The 17,551-nt window shown below is 58.4% G+C and carries 16 protein-coding genes and 1 pseudogene; 10 read left to right on the top strand and 7 right to left on the bottom strand.

Translation table 11 applies throughout. The features are described from left to right. Nucleotides 1-59 precede the first annotated feature (59 nt). Complete coding sequence (locus JQ611_RS34290; RefSeq protein WP_212467957.1) at nt 60-1,046, bottom strand: MDR family oxidoreductase; 987 nt, start codon at nt 1,044-1,046, stop codon at nt 60-62. Nucleotides 1,047-1,559: 513 nt separating this feature from the next. On the opposite strand from JQ611_RS34290, the gene JQ611_RS43160 reads away from it, so the two are divergent. The 6 genes from JQ611_RS43160 to JQ611_RS34260 all read left to right on the top strand — a co-directional run bounded on the left by JQ611_RS43160 (nt 1,560) and on the right by JQ611_RS34260 (nt 8,330). Next, nucleotides 1,560-1,886 carry a winged helix-turn-helix transcriptional regulator gene (locus JQ611_RS43160; protein ID WP_409411318.1) on the top strand — a complete coding sequence of 109 codons (327 nt, stop codon included), beginning with the start codon at nt 1,560-1,562 and terminating at the stop codon, nt 1,884-1,886. Between the two features lie 537 nt (nt 1,887-2,423). Beyond that, nucleotides 2,424-4,019 (top strand): class I adenylate-forming enzyme family protein, encoded by a 1,596-nt coding sequence (locus tag JQ611_RS34280; protein ID WP_212263133.1) that lies wholly within the window; start codon nt 2,424-2,426, stop codon nt 4,017-4,019. A gap of 114 nt (nt 4,020-4,133) precedes the next feature. After that, nucleotides 4,134-5,333: an ABC transporter substrate-binding protein gene (locus tag JQ611_RS34275; protein ID WP_212467974.1), complete on the top strand. Its 1,200-nt coding sequence runs from the start codon at nt 4,134-4,136 to the stop codon at nt 5,331-5,333. Nucleotides 5,334-5,403: 70 nt separating this feature from the next. Beyond that, a complete protein-coding gene (locus JQ611_RS34270; RefSeq protein ID WP_212467956.1) occupies nt 5,404-6,504 on the top strand; it encodes an NADH:flavin oxidoreductase in 1,101 nt (366 codons plus the stop codon). Between the two features lie 186 nt (nt 6,505-6,690). Next, nucleotides 6,691-7,539, top strand: a complete 849-nt coding sequence (locus JQ611_RS34265; RefSeq protein ID WP_249133681.1) for a crotonase/enoyl-CoA hydratase family protein — start codon at nt 6,691-6,693, stop codon at nt 7,537-7,539. Nucleotides 7,540-7,541: 2 nt separating this feature from the next. Continuing rightward, on the top strand, nt 7,542-8,330 hold the full coding sequence (locus JQ611_RS34260; protein WP_212467955.1) for an SDR family oxidoreductase: 789 nt from the start codon (nt 7,542-7,544) through the stop codon (nt 8,328-8,330). Between the two features lie 378 nt (nt 8,331-8,708). Here JQ611_RS34260 and JQ611_RS34255 read toward each other — a convergent pair whose 3' ends face one another. Then, nucleotides 8,709-9,308, bottom strand: coding sequence for a helix-turn-helix domain-containing protein (locus JQ611_RS34255; RefSeq protein WP_212270364.1), 600 nt, complete (start codon nt 9,306-9,308; stop codon nt 8,709-8,711). A 201-nt stretch (nt 9,309-9,509) separates the two neighbouring features. Here JQ611_RS34255 and JQ611_RS34250 point away from each other — a divergent pair, with 201 nt between their 5' ends. Both JQ611_RS34250 and JQ611_RS34245 read left to right on the top strand, forming a co-directional pair. Then, nucleotides 9,510-10,013, top strand: a complete 504-nt coding sequence (locus JQ611_RS34250; RefSeq protein WP_212467954.1) for a fasciclin domain-containing protein — start codon at nt 9,510-9,512, stop codon at nt 10,011-10,013. A gap of 151 nt (nt 10,014-10,164) precedes the next feature. Beyond that, the gene (locus tag JQ611_RS34245; protein ID WP_212270362.1) at nt 10,165-10,629 is read left to right on the top strand and encodes a TspO/MBR family protein; all 465 of its coding nucleotides are present in this window, start codon (nt 10,165-10,167) and stop codon (nt 10,627-10,629) included. 266 nt (nt 10,630-10,895) lie between these two features. Here JQ611_RS34245 and JQ611_RS34240 read toward each other — a convergent pair whose 3' ends face one another. Continuing rightward, nucleotides 10,896-11,042, bottom strand: coding sequence for a hypothetical protein (locus JQ611_RS34240; protein WP_212467953.1), 147 nt, complete (start codon nt 11,040-11,042; stop codon nt 10,896-10,898). A 714-nt stretch (nt 11,043-11,756) separates the two neighbouring features. Then, entirely contained in the window at nt 11,757-12,434 is a 678-nt protein-coding gene (locus JQ611_RS34235; protein WP_212270004.1) for a hypothetical protein, read from the bottom strand. Between the two features lie 266 nt (nt 12,435-12,700). On the opposite strand from JQ611_RS34235, the gene JQ611_RS34230 reads away from it, so the two are divergent. Both JQ611_RS34230 and JQ611_RS34225 read left to right on the top strand, forming a co-directional pair. Next, nucleotides 12,701-13,618: a tetratricopeptide repeat protein gene (locus JQ611_RS34230; protein WP_212467952.1), complete on the top strand. Its 918-nt coding sequence runs from the start codon at nt 12,701-12,703 to the stop codon at nt 13,616-13,618. A gap of 356 nt (nt 13,619-13,974) precedes the next feature. After that, nucleotides 13,975-14,982, top strand: coding sequence for a transglycosylase (locus tag JQ611_RS34225; protein ID WP_212467951.1), 1,008 nt, complete (start codon nt 13,975-13,977; stop codon nt 14,980-14,982). On the opposite strand, the gene JQ611_RS34220 is transcribed toward JQ611_RS34225, so the two are convergent. The 3 genes and pseudogenes from JQ611_RS34220 to JQ611_RS34210 all read right to left on the bottom strand — a co-directional run bounded on the left by JQ611_RS34220 (nt 14,937) and on the right by JQ611_RS34210 (nt 17,058). After that, nucleotides 14,937-15,518, bottom strand: a complete 582-nt coding sequence (locus JQ611_RS34220; protein WP_212467950.1) for a Dps family protein — start codon at nt 15,516-15,518, stop codon at nt 14,937-14,939. The two genes, JQ611_RS34225 and JQ611_RS34220, sit on opposite strands and share 46 nt — an antisense overlap. A 59-nt stretch (nt 15,519-15,577) precedes the next feature. Next, nucleotides 15,578-16,148: pseudogene (locus tag JQ611_RS42110) on the bottom strand (alpha/beta fold hydrolase); the annotation flags it as partial. A 622-nt stretch (nt 16,149-16,770) separates the two neighbouring features. Continuing rightward, nucleotides 16,771-17,058 (bottom strand): hypothetical protein, encoded by a 288-nt coding sequence (locus JQ611_RS34210; protein WP_212270357.1) that lies wholly within the window; start codon nt 17,056-17,058, stop codon nt 16,771-16,773. Nucleotides 17,059-17,551 lie beyond the last annotated feature (493 nt).

Here is a 17,551-nt window from a genome sequence, read left to right as displayed (position 1 = left end):
GTTGCTGCGCGGTCCGATTTTCATCGAGGCGTCGCCAGGCAAGTCCGATCGTAAGATAGCTAGGCATTGACGTCGACGACGGTGCGGCCCTGCACCTTCCCGGCGAACATTTGACGCACCACATCGGGGACCTCTGCGAGGCCGACCACCTGCATCGTTCGGGCGAGCTTGTTCACGTCCAGATCGCGCGCCAAACGCGACCATGCCTCGAGTCGCGCCGCCTGAGGGGTATTCACCGAGTCGATGCCCGCCAGGGTGACATTGCGCAGGATGAACGGCAGGACCGTTCCGGGAAGATCGACACCCTGGGCCAGTCCGCAGGCCGTCACCACGCCGCGGTATTGCGTCTGCGCCAGCACGTTCACCAGCGTATGACTGCCGACGGAGTCGACAGCGCCAGCCCAACGCTCGCGCGCGATAGGCGCTCCGGGCTCCGAAAGCGTTCGTCGATCGATGACATCAGCCGCGCCGAGACTTCGCAGATAATCGGCTTCCTCAAGACGTCCCGTCGATGCAACGACGCGATACCCGAGATCGGCGAGGAGGGCGATCGCGATCGAGTCGACGCCGCCATTGGCGCCGGTTACGAGGATGTCTCCACGCTGCAGTGTGATGCCGCCATGTTCGAGGGCGAGCACCGACAGCATCGCGGTGTAACCGGCCGTGCCGATCGCCATGGCGTCCTTTGTCGAAAATGGCGCCGGAATCTTCACCAACCATTCGCCTTTCAGCCGTGCCCTCTGGGCATATCTACCATGATGGGTCTGACTTAACCCCCAGCTGTTGGCGACGACGCGGTCTCCGACTGCGATGCCGGGATAGGAGGATGCCTCCACTGTTCCAGCAAGATCGATGCCGGGAATGAGGGGAAACTGGCGAACGACCTCCGTGCGCCCGCTAATGGCCAGTGCATCCTTGTAGTTCACGGTCGAATAGTCGACGGCGACCGTAACGTCGCCAGGCATGAGATCTTGCTCGTTCATTTCGACCACGCTGGTCGTAATCTTTCCGTCTGTCTTTGCTGCCAGCAGTGCCTTGAACGTCATCGCCATATCCTAGGTCGGTGTTGCGTTGTCCACGGACCTAGGGTCGCGCCTCCTTTCTGCAAGAAGGCACAATTAAAGCGGGTACTATCATTTATGGACGTACCGACGGTCAAAGCGGGGAGCCGGGCCTTGGCGGATATGACAGCGGGCCTGACATGGCGACGTAGCGCCCGGAAGCGCGGGCAGGCTACCGGCCATGCCGAGGCTGATCCGTGCAGCCGCTCCGGCGCGCGCTGTCAGTGAGTTCCTTGCCGAAATCACGCCGCTGTCTTGCAGGAGGCTGCGAGCATCTATTGTATTAGGATCGTCATGTGATATAAATCCTGACGTCGGTTCAAATGGCATCGACGGCAACATCCAAAGACGTCAACCGAGCGAGTGTGACCGGAGCTTAGGCTCCGCCGACCCGAATTCGTGTCCCCGCAGAACGGATAATTATGGCAGATGCGACCATTTTTGGAGGTGTCTATGCGTCCAAGACGGTTTGACGCGAAGAGCGGATGTGCTGTCGGAGTGACGCTGTCCGTGATTGGCGGCATGTGGAAGCCACTGATCCTGTTTCATCTCTTTGCTGGCAAGAAGCGGTTCATGGAACTGTCCCGAGCCATCCCTAACGCCACGCAGAGGATACTGACCCTTCAACTGCGCGAGCTGGAGGCCGACGGCGTGATCGTGCGCCATGCCTATCCGCAGTTCCTCCGAAGGTGGAATATGAAATCTCCCCCTTCGGGCAGAGCCTGGGGCCTGTACTGCTTTCGCTTCGGAGTTGGGGCAAGCAGCATGGAGGTTCAATTCAAGGCGTCCCGCAGTTGCACTAGGCGCTTGAAGATCGCCAGCTAAACGCATGCTCCCTGTAGCGTGAGATTGAGTGATGCGTGCTGACTTTGTGCTGCGGACGCCTGAGCAGTCGAGATGTTTCACCGTACGGCGCCCAATGAGCTGGCGTCGTACGGCGAGTTGCCAGCTTCAGCCCGTGTTCACTTAGCGACGCGATTATTGCGAGCCGCTAACGAACGATGCCTGTGCCAAACTTCTCCAACCTGCGCACGCGAAGCGAGCATTCGCGTGGGATCAGCTGACTCTAACGAGCGCTGAATATCGCGACAGCGCGTGCCAACGAGCAACGCACTTCCCTAAGTTAGTCTTATCCCCCGGATTTCTCCGAATAATCTGCGTCTCAAATATTCAATTCCAAATAGGAATTGATCGCGTGAGATGGTAGCCAGACTCGCTTCCTAAATGGCATGCGTCCATCCGGCTTGACAGTTCTATTTTAGAACTATTTACTCAAGCGGCCGATGGAAGTGAAGGAGCGGACTTGCCCGTTTGAAGGGGAGGCCACGCAGCACCCCGAAAACAAGGCGCGAGGAGGATGGCATGAGGAGCGTGGACGAACTCACTGCGGCCGAGCTGCTGGACGGCCTGCCGTCCAGGGTGCACGAGGTCTACGCGCCGTTCGTGCGGGACATCCCGGATCATCCGGCGTTCGTGGAAGGGGGGCGTTCGTGGAGCTACCGGCAGTTCTCGGAAGCTGTCGACGCCGCGGCGAAGGATCTTTCCAATTTGGGGATCAGGCCTGGCGATCGCGTGATGATTGCGAGCGAGAACAGCGTGGCCCTGGGGGCGATGCTATTCGCGGCGAGCAAGCTCGATGCCTGGGGCATTGCGGTTAATCCTCGCCTCTCGGCCAGGGAAATCGACCTGATCGGGACTCACAGCGGCGCACGACGCGTACTGTTCAACTCGGCGCTTTCGAAGGAAGCAGCCGATCACGCAAGCCGCGTCGGCGCCAAAATAGACGCTGTGGGACCGTTCGGTGGAATCGGTATTGGTCCACTCAATGCGGATGCGCAAGCGGAGCCCGTCGAGAAAGATGGCGCCCGCCAGGTCGCTGGCCTCCTGTACACCTCGGGCACGACCGGTGCTCCGAAGGGAGTCATGCTGAGCCACCGCAACCTGCTCTTTACCGCAAAGACTTCGGGAATTCTTCGCCAAAGCGGTCCGGCGGACCGCATCTACGGCGTGCTGCCGATGTCCCACATCGTCGGGTATTCGATCCTGCTGATCGCCACGCTGATGCACGGCGGCACATTGTATGTTGTGGCGAAGGCCGATCCCGCTGCGCTGGCCCATGCCATCGCCGAGGAGGGAATCACGAGCCTGTTCGGTGTTCCCGCCACATATCAGCGTCTGCTCGAACACAAGGCGGTCAAGGGCATCCAGCGACTCGAACGAGGCAAGCTACGGATCATAGCCGTCGCCGGCGCGCCGCTCGACCTCGACCTGAAGAAGCGGATCGAGGACGAATTCGGGATCCCGCTATTGAACAATTACGGCATAACCGAATGTTCGCCCGGCCTGTCGGGTGTCCGTTCAGAACACCCTGTCTCGGACGAGTCAGTCGGCCCCTTTCTTCCCGGTATTGAGCACCGGATCGTGGACAGGCAGAGCAAGAAGGTGGCGACCGGCGACGTGGGCGAATTGCACGTCCGAGGCCCCAACGTGATGCTTGGTTACTATCGCTCTCCCGAGCAGACCGCCGCGGCGATCGATAACCAGGGATGGTTCAACACAGGGGATCTGGCCCGGGTGAACGGCGAGGGCCATCTCTACATCGCTGGCCGAACCAAAGAACTCATCATCCGCTCCGGCTTCAACGTTTATCCTGCCGAGGTGGAGGCGGTGCTGAATGCGCACGATCAGGTCGTGCAATCGGCTGTGGTGGGACGACCGGTTGATGGCAACGAGGAGGTTGTCGCGTTCGTGCAGCTTCTCTCCGGCGCCAGTGTCAGCGCCGAAGACCTGAAGGCGTACACAGCCCAACAGCTCACTTCGTACAAGCGTCCGACTGAATTGATCGTGCTCGACGCTCTGCCCTCAGCCTCCACCGGCAAGATACTCAAACACAAGTTACGAGAGATGGCGATCGAACGGGCGGTCGGGAAGGCGTCCGATGCCGCAGCAGCGGGCTGAGTGATGCACTGCATGGATTGAGACGAAGCCGCACCAGGGGTCGGTCGCCGAGGCCGCACGGAAATTCAACGATTGATGAGCGACGTAACCCGTCGCCGCGCAAGGGAGAAGTCGATGTTCAGGAAGTCTATACTGGCAGCCGCGATCGGCGCGACGATTGTTGGCGCGCCCGCGCGTGCAGAAACACCCGGCGTTACGAGCGCCGAAGTGAAGGTGGGGGCTACGTTCCCGTTTAGCGGTCCCGCGTCGCCGCTCAGCAATACCGGGAAGGGTCTGATCGCTTACATCAATTCGATCAACGAGCGCGGTGGCATCAACGGCCGCAAGATCAATCTCATCACCTACGACGATGCTTACAGTCCTCCCAAGACGGTGGAGCAGACCAGGAAGCTCGTCGAAAGCGATGAAGTGGCCTTCCTGTTCGGCCCGCTCGGTACACCCGGCATCGGCGCCACCATCAAGTACGTCAACGCGAAAAAAGTGCCGCATCTGTTCGTGGTGAGCGGAGTCACCAAATTCACGAACTTCGCTGAATTTCCGATGACCACCACGGGGTTGCCCAGCTATGACACGGAAGGGCGAATCTACGCGAAATACGTCACCCAGGCCCGGCCGGACGCAAAGATAGCGATCCTGTATCAGAACGACGATTTGGGTAAGGACTTCCTCAATGCATTCAAAGGCTATCTGAAAGACGACTTCGACAAGAAAGTTGTGTCGTCTTCCTATGAAGTGACCGAGCCGACGATCGATTCCCACGTGGTGAAGTTGAAATCGTCTGGCGCAGAGGTGTTCCTGGTCGCCGGCACGCCGAAGTTCGCCGCGCAGGCCATCAAGAAGGCCGATGAGGTCAATTGGAAGCCTCTGTTCCTGATCAACTTCGTTTTAAGCTCGGTTTCTTCAACCATCGTTCCCGCGGGACCGGAAAAGGCTGTGGGCATCGTGGCGGCAACGATCACCAAGGATCCGAACGACAAGAAGTGGGCCGACGACCCCGGCATCAAATGGTACCGTGAACATTTCGCGAAATACCTGCCGGGCGCGGACATCGGTGATGCCAATTATCTGTTCGGTACGCAGCAGGGACAGATCCTGGAGCAAGTGCTCAAGCAGTGCGGAGACGATCTTTCGCGTGAGAACATTGTCAAGCAATCGCGGAGCATCCGCGGGCTGTCACTCCCCACTCTCATACCCGGTGTTACGATCAACACGGGCCCGGAAAGCAGTATGGCGTACACGCAGCTGCAGCTGCAGCGCTGGAACGGCAGCACGTGGGATCAATTCGGCAAGGTTCTCAGCGCCGAGGAAAAATGAGCTTGCCTCTTGAACGAGCAATGTGGGTAATCGGAGCCCGCAAAGCTACTAACTGAACCAGGGAGCGCGAATGTCCAGTGACGCACTTTTCCGGCCTTTCAAGCTGAAGGGGCTGAACTTGCCGAACCGGGTGGTGATGGCGCCGATGACGCGCTCATTCTCTCCGGGCGGTATTCCGACCGAAGACGTCGCGCGGTACTACCGCCGCCGTGCCGTAGGAGCGGTCGGGTTCATCATCTCGGAGGGGACGGGGGTGGATCGTCCGGCATCCCTGAACGATCCGAATGTTCCCCGCTTTCATGGCGATAAGGAACTGGCGGGGTGGCGGCGCGTGGTTGACGAGGTACACGCCGCGGGTGGCCTGATGGCGCCGCAGCTATGGCATGTCGGCGCCGTTCGCACGCGCGCCGAGAATTGGTCTCCTCCCGGCGCCTACGACAGTCCGTCCGGCCTTTCACGACCGGAGAAGAAGTTCGGCGAGCCAATGAGCGAAGAGAACATCGCAGACGCCATTCGCGCTTTCGCCGATGCGGCGCTTGCGGCAAAGCGCCTGGGGTTCGATGCCGTCGAATTGCATGGCGCGCACGGCTATCTGATTGATCAGTTCTTTTGGGAGGGTACCAATCGCCGCGAGGATGCTTACGGAGGCAAGGACCTGCCCGCCCGGGCCCGGTTCGCCGCTGATATCGTTCACGCCGTGCGCAAGGCGGTCGGATCGGACTTTCCGATCGTGCTACGGATCAGCCAGTGGAAGCAGCAGGACTTTGAAGTGAAGCTGGCCGATACGCCTCGCGCACTGGAAGCCTGGCTCAAACCTCTGGTCGACGCGGGCGTCGACATGTTGCATTGCTCGCAGCGGCGCTTCTGGGAGCCGGAGTTCGATGGCTCCCATTTGAATTTTGCCGGATGGGCCAAGAAGGTGACGGGAGTACCGACGATTTCGGTCGGGTCGGTCGGTCTGACCGGCGAATTCATCGCCGCATATGGCGGCGAGAGTTCCCGTCCGGCGTCCCTCGACGAGTTGATCCGCCGCCTCGATCGCGAGGAGTTTGATCTCGTCGCGGTGGGCCGGGCGCTGCTTCAGGATCCGCAGTGGCTGCTCAAGGTACGTGACGGCCGGACGGATGAACTGATGCCTTTCGAACGGACCGCGTTCGCGGCGCTGAGCTGAGTTGAGCGATGAAAGGTTTCACGGCGGGGCACATCGCCACTGAATAACGGTTATCCAAATCTTTTGTAGCTAGTGTTTAGGCGACTGTTCAAAGCTGCTGGCAAGCAATAGTCGGCTGCAGCCAGCCGACGGGGAAAGCCTGCGTGTCGTTGCGCAGTCGCCTGGAAGCCATTCGGAGACTTGCAAATGAATGAGACGAAAACCCAGGTTGGCCAGATCCGGACCGAGGTGCACGGGCATGTGTTCAAGATCATCATCGACAATGTGGCGAAGAAGAACTCCTTTAGCCCGCAGATGATGGCGCAGATGTCGGACGCGATGACGCTTCTCGACCGAACGGACGATTACTGGGTAGGGGTACTCTGCGCCGAAGGCCCTGATTTCACGGCCGGGCTGGATATGCCGAAATTCTTCGGACCAAAGGCCGAGAATACCGAGATCAAGGCCGGAAATATCGATGCGTTCGCGCTGAAAAGCCGGTGCCGAAAGCCGATTGTGACGGCAGTGCAGGGGATCTGTTTCACGATCGGCATCGAAATGATGCTGGCTGGCGATATCGTCGTTGCGGCCGATGACGCCCGGTTCTGCCAGATGGAGTCAAAGCGCGGGATCGCCCCTCTTGGTGGTGCCCATTTCCGGTATTTGACGCGGGCAGGATGGGGAGATGCGATGTATCACCTGTTCTTGTGCGACGAGTTCAACGCAGCGCGGGCTTACAAGATCGGATTTGTCCAGGAGGTCGTTGCTCCTGGCCAACAGATTGCCCGCGCAATGGAGATTGCGGATCTGATCGCCCGGAACGCTCCGATCGGAATTCAGGTAACCAAGGAGGCCGCGTTGAAATACATCGAGGCCGGTGAAAAAGCTGCGATCGAGTACATCCCGAAGATCAAGGATCGCGTCTTCAGCAGCGAAGACATGAAGGAAGGCATCCAGTCTTTCGTGGAACGTCGCTCGGCAGTGTTCCGCGGGAATAGAGATCCCGCGGAACCCCACATTACCGTGCAGCGGAACTTCGCCCACAAGGGGATTTGACTATGGGAAGCATCAAGAAGGCATTCGATCTCACCGGCAAGAATGCCCTTGTTACAGGCGGCTCCCGCGGCCTTGGGCTGCAAATCGCCGAGGCGCTAGGTGAGCAAGGGGCGCGGGTCGTGATTTCCTCTCGCAAGGCGCCGGATCTGGAAAAGGCCCAGGCGCATCTTGCCGGTCTCGGTATCAAGGCAGAGTGGATCGCAGCGGATAATGCCAGGGACGAAGACGTCAAGCGGCTCACCGACGAAGCGATCAAGAAGCTCGGCCGGGTAGACATTCTGGTGAACAATGCGGGCGCAACCTGGGGCGCGCCGACGGAAGATCACCCGATCGAAGCCTGGGACAAGGTGATGAATCTGAATATCCGCTCGCTGTTCCTGCTCAGCCAACAGATTGCGAAGCACTCGATGATTCCCAACAAGTATGGCCGCATTATCAACCTTGCGTCGATCGCGGGCCTGTTCGGAAGTTCCGGAGATATGCAGATGATCGCCTACGACACGAGCAAGGGCGCGGTGGTTAACTTCACGCGAGCCCTGGCGGGTAGTTGGGGACGCTACGGAATTACGGCCAATGCTCTGGCGCCCGGCTTCTTTCCGTCGAGGATGACGAGGGGCACGATCGAAGCTGTCGGGGTCGAAAAGCTCGCCGCCGGCGCGCCGCTGCGCCGCATCGGTGACGAGGACGATCTGAAAGGCGCCGCGGTTCTCTTCGCCAGCGACGCGGGCAAGCACATCACCGGTCAGACCCTTGCCGTCGATGGCGGTCTGACTTCGGTGATATCGGGCTAGAGAACCACCAGCGGCAGCGTCTCGGCAGCCAGGGCCGGCGTTTGGCTGCGTGCCATGTGACGAGAAGTCTTCGCCTGATGCGTGGTAAGCGAACGGCCGCTCGTGGTGCGCAAAGCGGACATTCGTCCGAGCCCTAATGTCCGAAAAGTGCCACAAGCGGACCTAGTGGAGCGTACAAAACAGACTTTGACAGCAGCGCAGCCGGACGTAGACGATCTTGGTCCGTCATCTATGTTGGTTTGGCACCCGACCCAATTATGAACTTGAATCTCGTTGTGAAGCCATCGTCGGTTTCATTCATGAATGTCGCCCCAAGCTCCATTTGGTAGCTTGAGCGGGATGGTCCTGTTTCCTCTAGGGATTGTCCCGCTATCCCGGTCACGCTGAAGCTGATTCCGCCGTCACCACGATAATGGCCGCGCATAGCAACGCCCCTTTACGGCGGTAACTGTGCGGATGAGCGCAATCGAAATACATCGAGTCGCCCTGGCCGAGCGTGAAGTCCTCTCCCTCCAGGTTCACCACGAGTTCGCCATCCAAAACGTAGATGATCTCCGCGCCGGGATGCTCGTGCGGCTCCGACTTCTCGTCTTCCTCCCCAAACTCAACGTAATAGCCGTTGAGCTTTCGATCGCTGACAGGATAGTCGAGGGACTCGAAGCAGTAAGCGGGCGAAGTCCGCCCTGCCTTCTCCGGAAGACGAATGCGGTCCGCCTTGCGCACAAGGGCATGAACTGGCCGGTCGCTGTCCTCTCTGAAAAAGTGATCGAGCCCGACGCCGAACACCAAAGCGATCCGCAACAAGGTCGGTAGCGTCGGAAACAGATGCCCTCGTTCAATTTTCGACAGCATCGCCGGCGAGAGACCGGTGTGCTCGCTTAGTTGGACCAGCCCTAGCTTTTTGCGCAGTCGCAGCCGGCGGATCTTTGGGCCGATGGCATAGCCCTCAAGGGCCGTGATCAGGGTTTCCGACAACATGTTTCCGGCCTCATTTCATCCCAGTTCAAAGATGGGCGCATTTTCTATCCCTACGAAAACTGCTTTTCATATCACATCAATGTGCCCTTGAAGAAAATCAGTTTTACCACCATTCAACAAGGTGCGAGGCAAAACACGTTTTCTCCCCTCGAAAACAGAACGCCGGCCAAGCCGGCCCCATCCCGTCACAGGAGCTAAAAGATGAGCAGAGTAGGTATTGTGTCGAAGGCCGCGGTCGTTTTGGCCGTTGCAGCTTTGGCGATCGGCAGTAATTTCGCGCGCGCCAGCAATCAGGACATTGTCGACACGGCGGTCGGTGCCGGCCAGTTCAAGACGCTGGCGGCAGCGCTCAAGGCGGCCGATCTGATTGCTACCCTGAAAGGTCCCGGACCGTTCACGGTGTTCGCACCGACGGACGAGGCATTCGCCAAATTGCCGGCCGGCACGGTGGAGAACTTGCTGAAGCCCGAGAACAAAGCGAAGCTGACGGCCATCCTCAGTTACCACGTGGTGCCGGGCGCGGTGAGAGCCGAGCAGGTAACTAAGCTGGACCAGGCCAAAACCGTCAACGGCGCAATGGTGAAGGTCACAACCAAAGACGGCAAGGTGACGATCAACGACGCCACCGTCGTAAAGGCTGATACCGCGGCCTCGAACGGGATCATCCACGTCATCGACAAGGTCATCCTGCCACCCCAGAGCTGATCGGCCTAATATCCCCGGTCCGCTTTGCTCCAAAGCGGACCGGCACCTTATCGGCAAGGCACCCCACAGAGATGCGATCGCTGCTGCTCATCCGAGACAAGAGAACCACTGACATTCTTTTGCCGAACAACAGCAACGAAGACCCATTCGAATGAAAATGCGCGCGGCCGAACTCGGAAGTTTATTTCTGTTTGTTGCGCTCGTTCTGGGTGGCGGCCTTATCATCGGTTTCGCTACCGCCCCCGGTGCATGGTATGCGGCGCTAAGCAAGCCGACTTTCAGTCCGCCTAACTGGATCTTTGCCCCGGTTTGGAGCACGCTTTATATCATCATCGCGATCGCTGGGTGGCGTGTTTGGAGAAAAGGCCGCAACAGCCCACCAATGAAGCCGTGGTGGGGGCAGCTGGCCCTGAATTTCGTTTGGTCACCCATCTTCTTTTCAGGCCATCGGGTCGATATCGCCTTTGGCGTGATTTTGCTGCTGTTGATAACGATCATTGGCTTCATCATGATAACGCGGCGGCAAGATAAGATAGCATCTCTCCTGTTCGCGCCTTACGCCGCGTGGGTGGCGTTCGCTTCGGTTCTAAACGGCGCGATCTGGCTGTTGAACTGACTAGGAGGTCCGATGCGCCACCGCGTCGTGATCGTCAGCGACAAAAATGCAGAGAGGCTCGCCATGTATTGTCTGCGCCGGCCGGCCGCGATTTCGACCCGATTTGACGCCCAAGCAGATGCTCGAACTTGGGGTGTTCTGCGGCAAATACCTCACCGATTGTCGTGACGATTTCCCGCGAACCGATCAGCAAGCGCGCTACTTACGCCTTCGGGCTGTGTTCAATGGCGCTGGCGTCGGGGCTCTATTGGTTAATCCACAAAGCCTCACTCAGGGTGTAGAGCGGCTTTATCCGCTTCCAACTCATCGATCAGTTTTTGCGCTCCGTCGATGAGTTGCTGATCCAGGATGCGTTGCTTTATCCGGCGGTACCGCTCAATCGTCTTATCGATCTCATCGCACTTCTCGCACATAGCCCGGCTCCGCGATCAGGCGGGAGCCAACCGGGCCACCTGGTTCCGAGTCATGCCTATCCCCGCAGATTAGTTCCGGCCGGTCGGTTAACGGAAATTAGGACACTTCTAAATTCAGCTTACACAGCACCAAACAGGCCGCCAACTGAAGCGGCCTCAATTTAGCTTTCGGCGGAATTTCTTAATGAGTTCCCGCAAGGCATTTGCGTACTCAGCGATCACCCGTCGGGCCTCATCCGATAGGGGAGGCTTCGGTTCCGGTCCGTCGTTGCTCGGGGCGGGATCGTCTTTCATGACCCATGATAGTTGGTCGTCGGCGCGCGCCGCTTTGACCAAAATCAAAATAGACCACCGCCATTTTCAAACTAGGCCACTGAGGGTCGAAACAGGCCAGTACCAACAGGCCCATGGGAACGGATCGTGACCTTGGATCAATTCAGGAACGTGGCCGTCGTTGGCCCGCAAGTCCGCTATGGGTCAAACACGGAAGTCGAACCTGTCGAGGCCGACTTCCGATTTATCCCTCAAAGCAGACATCCGGCGGGCGCGCTGGGATGTCTGTTGAGTGCCAATAGGCGACATGGAATTCGCATCGATAAATGAAAGAGGCCGCCAACTGAGGCGGCCTACTTCGTCTCGTCTTTGACGATTTCCGTGTTCAAGTTGGTGCGACCGAAACACGGGGAGTTCACCTCAGCTGGGATGCCGTAACCGCTATGGCAGCGGATCCGTCGAAATTGGGACAACTTTCCTGTCTCGTAGGATGGTCAGGCTAACCAACAAGACCCACAACGGAAACACAAGCAGACTCGATTCGAAATAGGAGCTTCCGATCAGGAGCGCCGCCGCGATGATGAATCCCACGATTGCGAGCCAACGGGGCATCAAACGGGTATAGATGGCAATTGTCGACGTCGTGATCATGAAGACCGCCGCCGTCTTTACCACGTAAATGTTGATCATCCCGTAGGCCAAGCCGCGCCCGAAATGAAAAGTGGCGGAGTGGACGAGCGCGTCAGGTGCCGCCCGAAGTGCGACTATGATCGCGCCAAAGACCGCGGCGGCAACGAACAGCATCGCCAGCAGTAAGACTCCGCTGCCCAAGAACACGGTCGCGAAAAATTGGTCCTCGCGAGCCCCAAGTCTGTCACGAAGTACTCCGATGAACCAGAGAAAGGCTACGCCAGCGACAGGCACAAGATTTAGGGCAAGCGCCACAAACGTCGTATCCCCCGCGAGCCAAGCGCCTTCCTCGAAGGGATCAGATGGCACCGAAAGCCGCATGAGTCCGAACACAGCGACCCACAACACAGAAAATATGATGCCCGCGAAGGCTGCGGCCTTTGGAGTTCTCAGGTAGGCGCTCGTCAAACCCGGTTGGCTGGAGATCATTGCGAAACTCCCACGGGAAGATTTCAGACACTGTCAAGGATGCCAGAGGCATGGGATCACCGCGCCAGCCCGGCTTGGATAGTGAGGACCGTTGTTATGAAACTTCAACCCCGCTCGTCCATTCCGATAGGACAATGACGCTGCTACTTCTGATCATAAAGCCCTTTTGTGGCCGGGCGAGACGGTGAGGCGCAACGTCCGTTCTGGGTCAATCGCGTCACTTTTAACAGGCTCCGCGAACTTCCGGTCTTCCTCGCTCAGCAGACATGGCCGACAAGGCGCGGCAGGTCCGGTTCGTGCCAATAGGCGACATGCTTGCAAAGGCACGGATCCGGGCTAATGCGCAATGGTCGTTCGTTTGTGTCCGCAAGAGGCCCTCGGCGGTGAACCTTTCGCGGGCGGCCCGCGACAAACAAGCCGCCATCGTCGCGACGGCGGCGCGTGCCGCGCCGATCGCGCGACGCCAATTGAGGTTTCCCATGCCGATCGTCCGAATCCTCTTGGTCCTTCTCGCGCTCGCTTCGCCGCTGTCGATGGCGGGAGGCGCTGTTGCGGGGCCGTTTGAGGATGCGCAGGCGGCGCATAGCAGACGCGACTACGCAACCGCGCTACGGCTCTGGCGTCCGCTGGCCGACCAAGGCAATGCCGAGGCGCAGTACGCACTCGGGTTCATGTACGACGGCGGCCAAGGTGTGCCGAAAAATTACGCTAGGGCTGCAAAGTGGTGGCGCCTCGCAGCCGATCAAGGCCATACCTTCGCCCAGTACAACTTGGGGACCTTGTACGACAACGGCAATGGGGTGCCTCAGAACAAAGCTGAAGCATTGAAGTGGTATCACCTTGCCGCCGAGCGCGGTAACGATGGTGCGCAGTTCAACGTCGGGGTCCTGCATTTCGCGGGCGTGGCCGTGTCCGAGAACCGGATCGAGGCTGCGAAGTGGTTTCGCCGCGCTGCAGACCAAGGTCATATTGGAGCGCAAGTATACCTTGGCCTCTGTTACGCTACGGGACTAGGCGTGCCGCAAGACAATATTCAAGCATACATGTGGCTCAGTTTGGCGGCTGCGCGAAGTGACCAAGATGCGATCAGCAATCGAAATCGCGTCGCGCAGCAGATGACCCCGGCACAGATCGCCGAAGCGCAGAAGCTGGCGGTTGAGTGGAAGTCGAAACCGGAACGGTAGTATTCCCGTGCGTCGCGGAAGCAATGTCTGCTGTGGGTCAAAAGCTGACTTGGTCGGCATGTCCGCTCTTGGCGCAAAGCCGACCTTGTCCTGCCGCTTCAGCTGAAGTTTACCGATCATTAACCATACCGACCCATCCTGAACATTCTTCTGGATGGAGCGATATCGATTCATGGCCCTGGGGGCTCCATGTTGCCTGTTGGCACATAGCGGGAAGAGATCCGACGCGTGGCGAGCTGAAAGTCTGATTTCGCTTGCTCCACATTCCAATACTAAGATTTTTGAATGGGGACTCACTGCAGGCCAAAGAACATGCGAATAGGCTTCTTACGGAAGCCTTGCATAGAGTTGGGGCCATGAAGGCTTTGCCGACCACTTGCATCGTGGGTCTTATCGCATTCATGGGATTTTATCTGGCTGGCGGAAACCGGCCAGTCGCGACGGTGCCGGATGCAACGCCGGAAGCGGCAGCTAACGCGGTGGCGCCTGCGCTATACGCGGAGGCATCGGCCAAGCTTGCAGCAGCGCTTCAGGCTGCGACTGCCTCAGTGACTTCAGCGGGTTCTGGACCGTTGACGGTCCGAGCCGAAATCGCCGACGATTCCGTAGGGCCAAAATTGGCGTCGTTGGGCGATCAGGCTACGGCCCAGCCGCCGCCGGTAGCACGAGATGCGTCCAATGATGCGCTCAAGCCGGCGCAGGCGACGCAGGATTTCCGGCATCTAATCTACTACGTCTGGTCCGAACTGCCGCCCGCCCAGAAGCCGGCGGAGATCGTCTTGCGTTCATTCAAGGACATTCCGGTCGGAACGCCAATCGAGGAGATCAAGCGCGCTTCCGTCGCTTTCGGTCTGGATTTCAATTTCATGAAAGCGGTTGCCAAGATCGAATCCGGCTTCAACCCCAATCGACGCACCGGGTCGTATATCGGACTGTTTCAGCTGAGCGAAAAGGAGTTCGGCAAATTCGGCTTTGGGCAGATTCGCAGTCCCCGGGACAACGCCGTTGCGGCTGCCTACAAAGTCATTACCGAAGGCATCCTGTTCGAGTGGATCACGCACCGGAAGCCGGACCTGAGCGATCTCTATCTGATCCATCAGCAGGGATGGGAAGGTGCCGCCGAGCACATCAGCCAGCCCGATCGCATCGCCTGGAAATCCATGTGCGCCACCAGCGAAGGCAGGGAGAAGGGCGCGAAGCGGTGCAGACGCGCGATCTGGGGCAATACCCTTCCGGCCCTCAAGAAGGATTGGAAATCAGTGGACAAGGTGACATCGAAGGCGTTCGTCGGCATGTGGCGCGCGCGGGTTGCCGAATTCTACACGAAATACATGGCGACCGCCGACGGCGGGGCGACCCCATAATTCGGTTGATAGCAGGGCCCTGGCCGACTGCCGGCGCTAACCGGACAGCCGACCAAAAAACTCATTCCAACATCATCGGTGGACTCGAGCAGCTCCCAATTCCTTCGTTCCGTCTCGTCAATCCAGTTTTCCAACAGGCTTGCAGTGGCCGTGTCCCCCCTTCCTTCACAGAGTTGGTGGGCTGCCCGCATTCTGATCGCCAGCGACCGGTTATCTAAACTGAGTTCGGCAAGCATATCTTCCGGCTTGACGAATTCAGCATCGTTGTCGGCCAGCCGCTGAAGCCGTGCGGTATGGCCTATGGAACGAAGCGTGTTGCCGCCGATAGCGCGAGCGCGCTCGGCGATCGGATTCGTGATGGCCAGCAGGTCGGACGCCTGCTTGTCCAGCATGAGATGGATGCTCCTGAAGTGAGGACCGGAAACATGCCAATGGAAATTTTTCGTCTTGAGGTACAGAGCGAAAACTTCCGCGAGCAAGACCGCGAGGGAAGCAGCAATTTTCCGCACGGCCGATTCCGCGATTCCCGAGGGCATGGCGAGTGCTTCCGGGAGTTCGAATTGCCGTCCGTAGTAAGAAGGGTCGATCTGGACATTTAAGCACCCCGAATGAAGCTCAGGAGATCCGCATTCAACTGGTCCTTGTGCGTATGCGGAAGCCCATGGGGCGCGCCCGAATACACCTTTAGTGCGGCGCCGACGACAACCGTCGACGACAGCATAGCGGAGGCGACAATCGGAACGATCTGATCGTCATCGCCATGAACGATGAGAGTGGGAATGTCCATGCGCTTCAAATCGGAAGTGAAATCAGTTTCCGAAAATTGCTTGATGCAATCGTACGCGCCCTTGATCGCACGCTTGCATTCCCTGCAGCCAGAATTCATCTCTGACGCCCTGAAAGGGGGTTGAGCCTGGCCTGTTGTAGCCATAGAACGCCAAGCTCAGATTCTTGAAGAACTGCGAGCGATCGTTCGCGACGCCATCTCGGATTTCGTCCAAGACGTTGATGGGCAAACCCGTGGGATTGTCCGCCGTCTTCAGCATTTTTGGTGGAACTGCGGAAACGAGAACGGCCTTGGAGACTCGATCCGAGCTGTACCTCGCGATGTAGCGGGCGACCTCGCCACCTCCCGTAGAGTGTCCTGCGAGGATCGCGTGCTTCACCGAGGGCTTTATGACGGTGGACCTGCGACGCGCTAGAAGTCTGTTGGAACTGTTATCCTGACGATAACATTACCGACGCTCGGGGGCCGCTACACGAGAACGTCTGCAGCCCGGTCAACTCGACCTCGCTCCGGAGCTCGAACGTTCATGCCGCCGGCGCACATCATGGATAATCGCGATACACCCGGAGCAGACTAAGACGCAGAGCTCGATGCTCTATGATACGCCGTAACTTTCGTCTACTGCTTTGGAGGCGATGGCCGCCGCACAACATTTCCTTCCCAATTTCAATCACCATCAGTGTTCAACAACTTCGAGCCGCCCGTCATAGGCCTTGCGTGACGCGGGATCAGATCTTCGTTCAAGGCGATCGGTGGAAGTATGTGGGAGTAAGCGGAGCGAAACGAGGCAATTGATCATTTACTCCGCAACGTGACGTTGCCGCGCGAATTTGTTGATGCCCTGCGGAAAGCTGTCCTTCAGCTGCACGAATAAGGCCGCCATGTAGCGGTTACTCTTCTTCGGTAGGTGTGAAGTTCAGCTTCCGGTTGTTAAAGGAAAATGCCCCAGCGATGGCCAGGGCTCCAGTTTAAAGTCAGGGAGGGATGTATTCGGAAAGACGCTAGATTGCTTCCCACTGCTCAATCGGAAGCGTGCCTTTGTGATTCGACATCAGATCGGTGGGATTGATTGACCCAGCGACGCCTGCCTGGGAAGGCGAGAGCACAGTGTGTGACCAGGCAAATGCAACCATAAAAGCAATCGCGAGGGCTCCGATTGAAAAAACTAGTTTGCGCATCGTAGGCTCCTTGGTTGGCGAATTCGATGCGGTGAGGATGAGCTCATCGTGTTTCAGGAATTTGCCATCGCAAGCCATGATTGGTGTCGCCGCAGAATTTGTTGGTTTCATCAGGAACTGTACGAAGAAACGTCTTCACGAGTTCGCGAGGAAAAACGTCGGTTCAACTAGGACTGCAAACGTGCCCTGTCCGACCAAAAGGACAGCACTACGTCCCTAAACAAGGCGAGCGACCGTCTCAGTTGGGGGCCTCTTTCATTTGCCGATGCGGTCCCTTGTCTTCTAGGCGCTATCCCGTCCTAGTGCCCATCCATCGGACCTAAAACAAGGCCGCGCGAGCTGAAGATGTGGCCGATGGTCCTAGAGAGCGCTGCCGGCACAAGAGACCAGCGGATCCGACGCATCCGTTTTTTGGGAACCTCTTCCCCACAAGACCATCCAATTTGCAGCGAGAAAAGCGGGAGGGCAGGTCCGAAGACCAAGGAGAACAACCAATGGCACAGGATTTTTGTAAGTCGCTCACAAGACGAAGTCTGGTCGCAGCAGGGCTGGCGCTGAGCGTTGCCCCGGTCGCTTTGGCGGGGGCTGATGACGCCTACGCGCA

Origin of the sequence: Bradyrhizobium sp. AUGA SZCCT0182 (genome assembly GCF_018130185.1) — a bacterium.
Taxonomy (GTDB): Bacteria; Pseudomonadota; Alphaproteobacteria; order Rhizobiales; family Xanthobacteraceae; genus Bradyrhizobium.
This window is presented reverse-complemented; position numbering and strand designations above follow the sequence as displayed.

Bases quoted from the DNA above. Each gene is read 5' to 3' on its own strand.
- JQ611_RS34210 (WP_212270357.1), bottom strand. From the start codon at position 17,058: ATGAAACCAACAAATTCTGCGGCGACACCAATCATGGCTTGCGATGGC.
- JQ611_RS34265 (WP_249133681.1), top strand. From the start codon at position 6,691: ATGAATGAGACGAAAACCCAGGTTGGCCAGATCCGGACCGAGGTGCAC.
- JQ611_RS34245 (WP_212270362.1), top strand. From the start codon at position 10,165: ATGAAAATGCGCGCGGCCGAACTCGGAAGTTTATTTCTGTTTGTTGCG.
- JQ611_RS34230 (WP_212467952.1), top strand. From the start codon at position 12,701: ATGGCCGACAAGGCGCGGCAGGTCCGGTTCGTGCCAATAGGCGACATG.
- JQ611_RS34250 (WP_212467954.1), top strand. From the start codon at position 9,510: ATGAGCAGAGTAGGTATTGTGTCGAAGGCCGCGGTCGTTTTGGCCGTT.
- JQ611_RS34235 (WP_212270004.1), bottom strand. From the start codon at position 12,434: ATGATCTCCAGCCAACCGGGTTTGACGAGCGCCTACCTGAGAACTCCA.
- JQ611_RS34270 (WP_212467956.1), top strand. From the start codon at position 5,404: ATGTCCAGTGACGCACTTTTCCGGCCTTTCAAGCTGAAGGGGCTGAAC.
- JQ611_RS34260 (WP_212467955.1), top strand. From the start codon at position 7,542: ATGGGAAGCATCAAGAAGGCATTCGATCTCACCGGCAAGAATGCCCTT.
- JQ611_RS34220 (WP_212467950.1), bottom strand. From the start codon at position 15,518: ATGCCCTCGGGAATCGCGGAATCGGCCGTGCGGAAAATTGCTGCTTCC.
- JQ611_RS34280 (WP_212263133.1), top strand. From the start codon at position 2,424: ATGAGGAGCGTGGACGAACTCACTGCGGCCGAGCTGCTGGACGGCCTG.
- JQ611_RS34275 (WP_212467974.1), top strand. From the start codon at position 4,134: ATGTTCAGGAAGTCTATACTGGCAGCCGCGATCGGCGCGACGATTGTT.
- JQ611_RS34225 (WP_212467951.1), top strand. From the start codon at position 13,975: ATGAAGGCTTTGCCGACCACTTGCATCGTGGGTCTTATCGCATTCATG.
- JQ611_RS34290 (WP_212467957.1), bottom strand. From the start codon at position 1,046: ATGACGTTCAAGGCACTGCTGGCAGCAAAGACAGACGGAAAGATTACG.
- JQ611_RS34240 (WP_212467953.1), bottom strand. From the start codon at position 11,042: ATGTGCGAGAAGTGCGATGAGATCGATAAGACGATTGAGCGGTACCGC.
- JQ611_RS34255 (WP_212270364.1), bottom strand. From the start codon at position 9,308: ATGTTGTCGGAAACCCTGATCACGGCCCTTGAGGGCTATGCCATCGGC.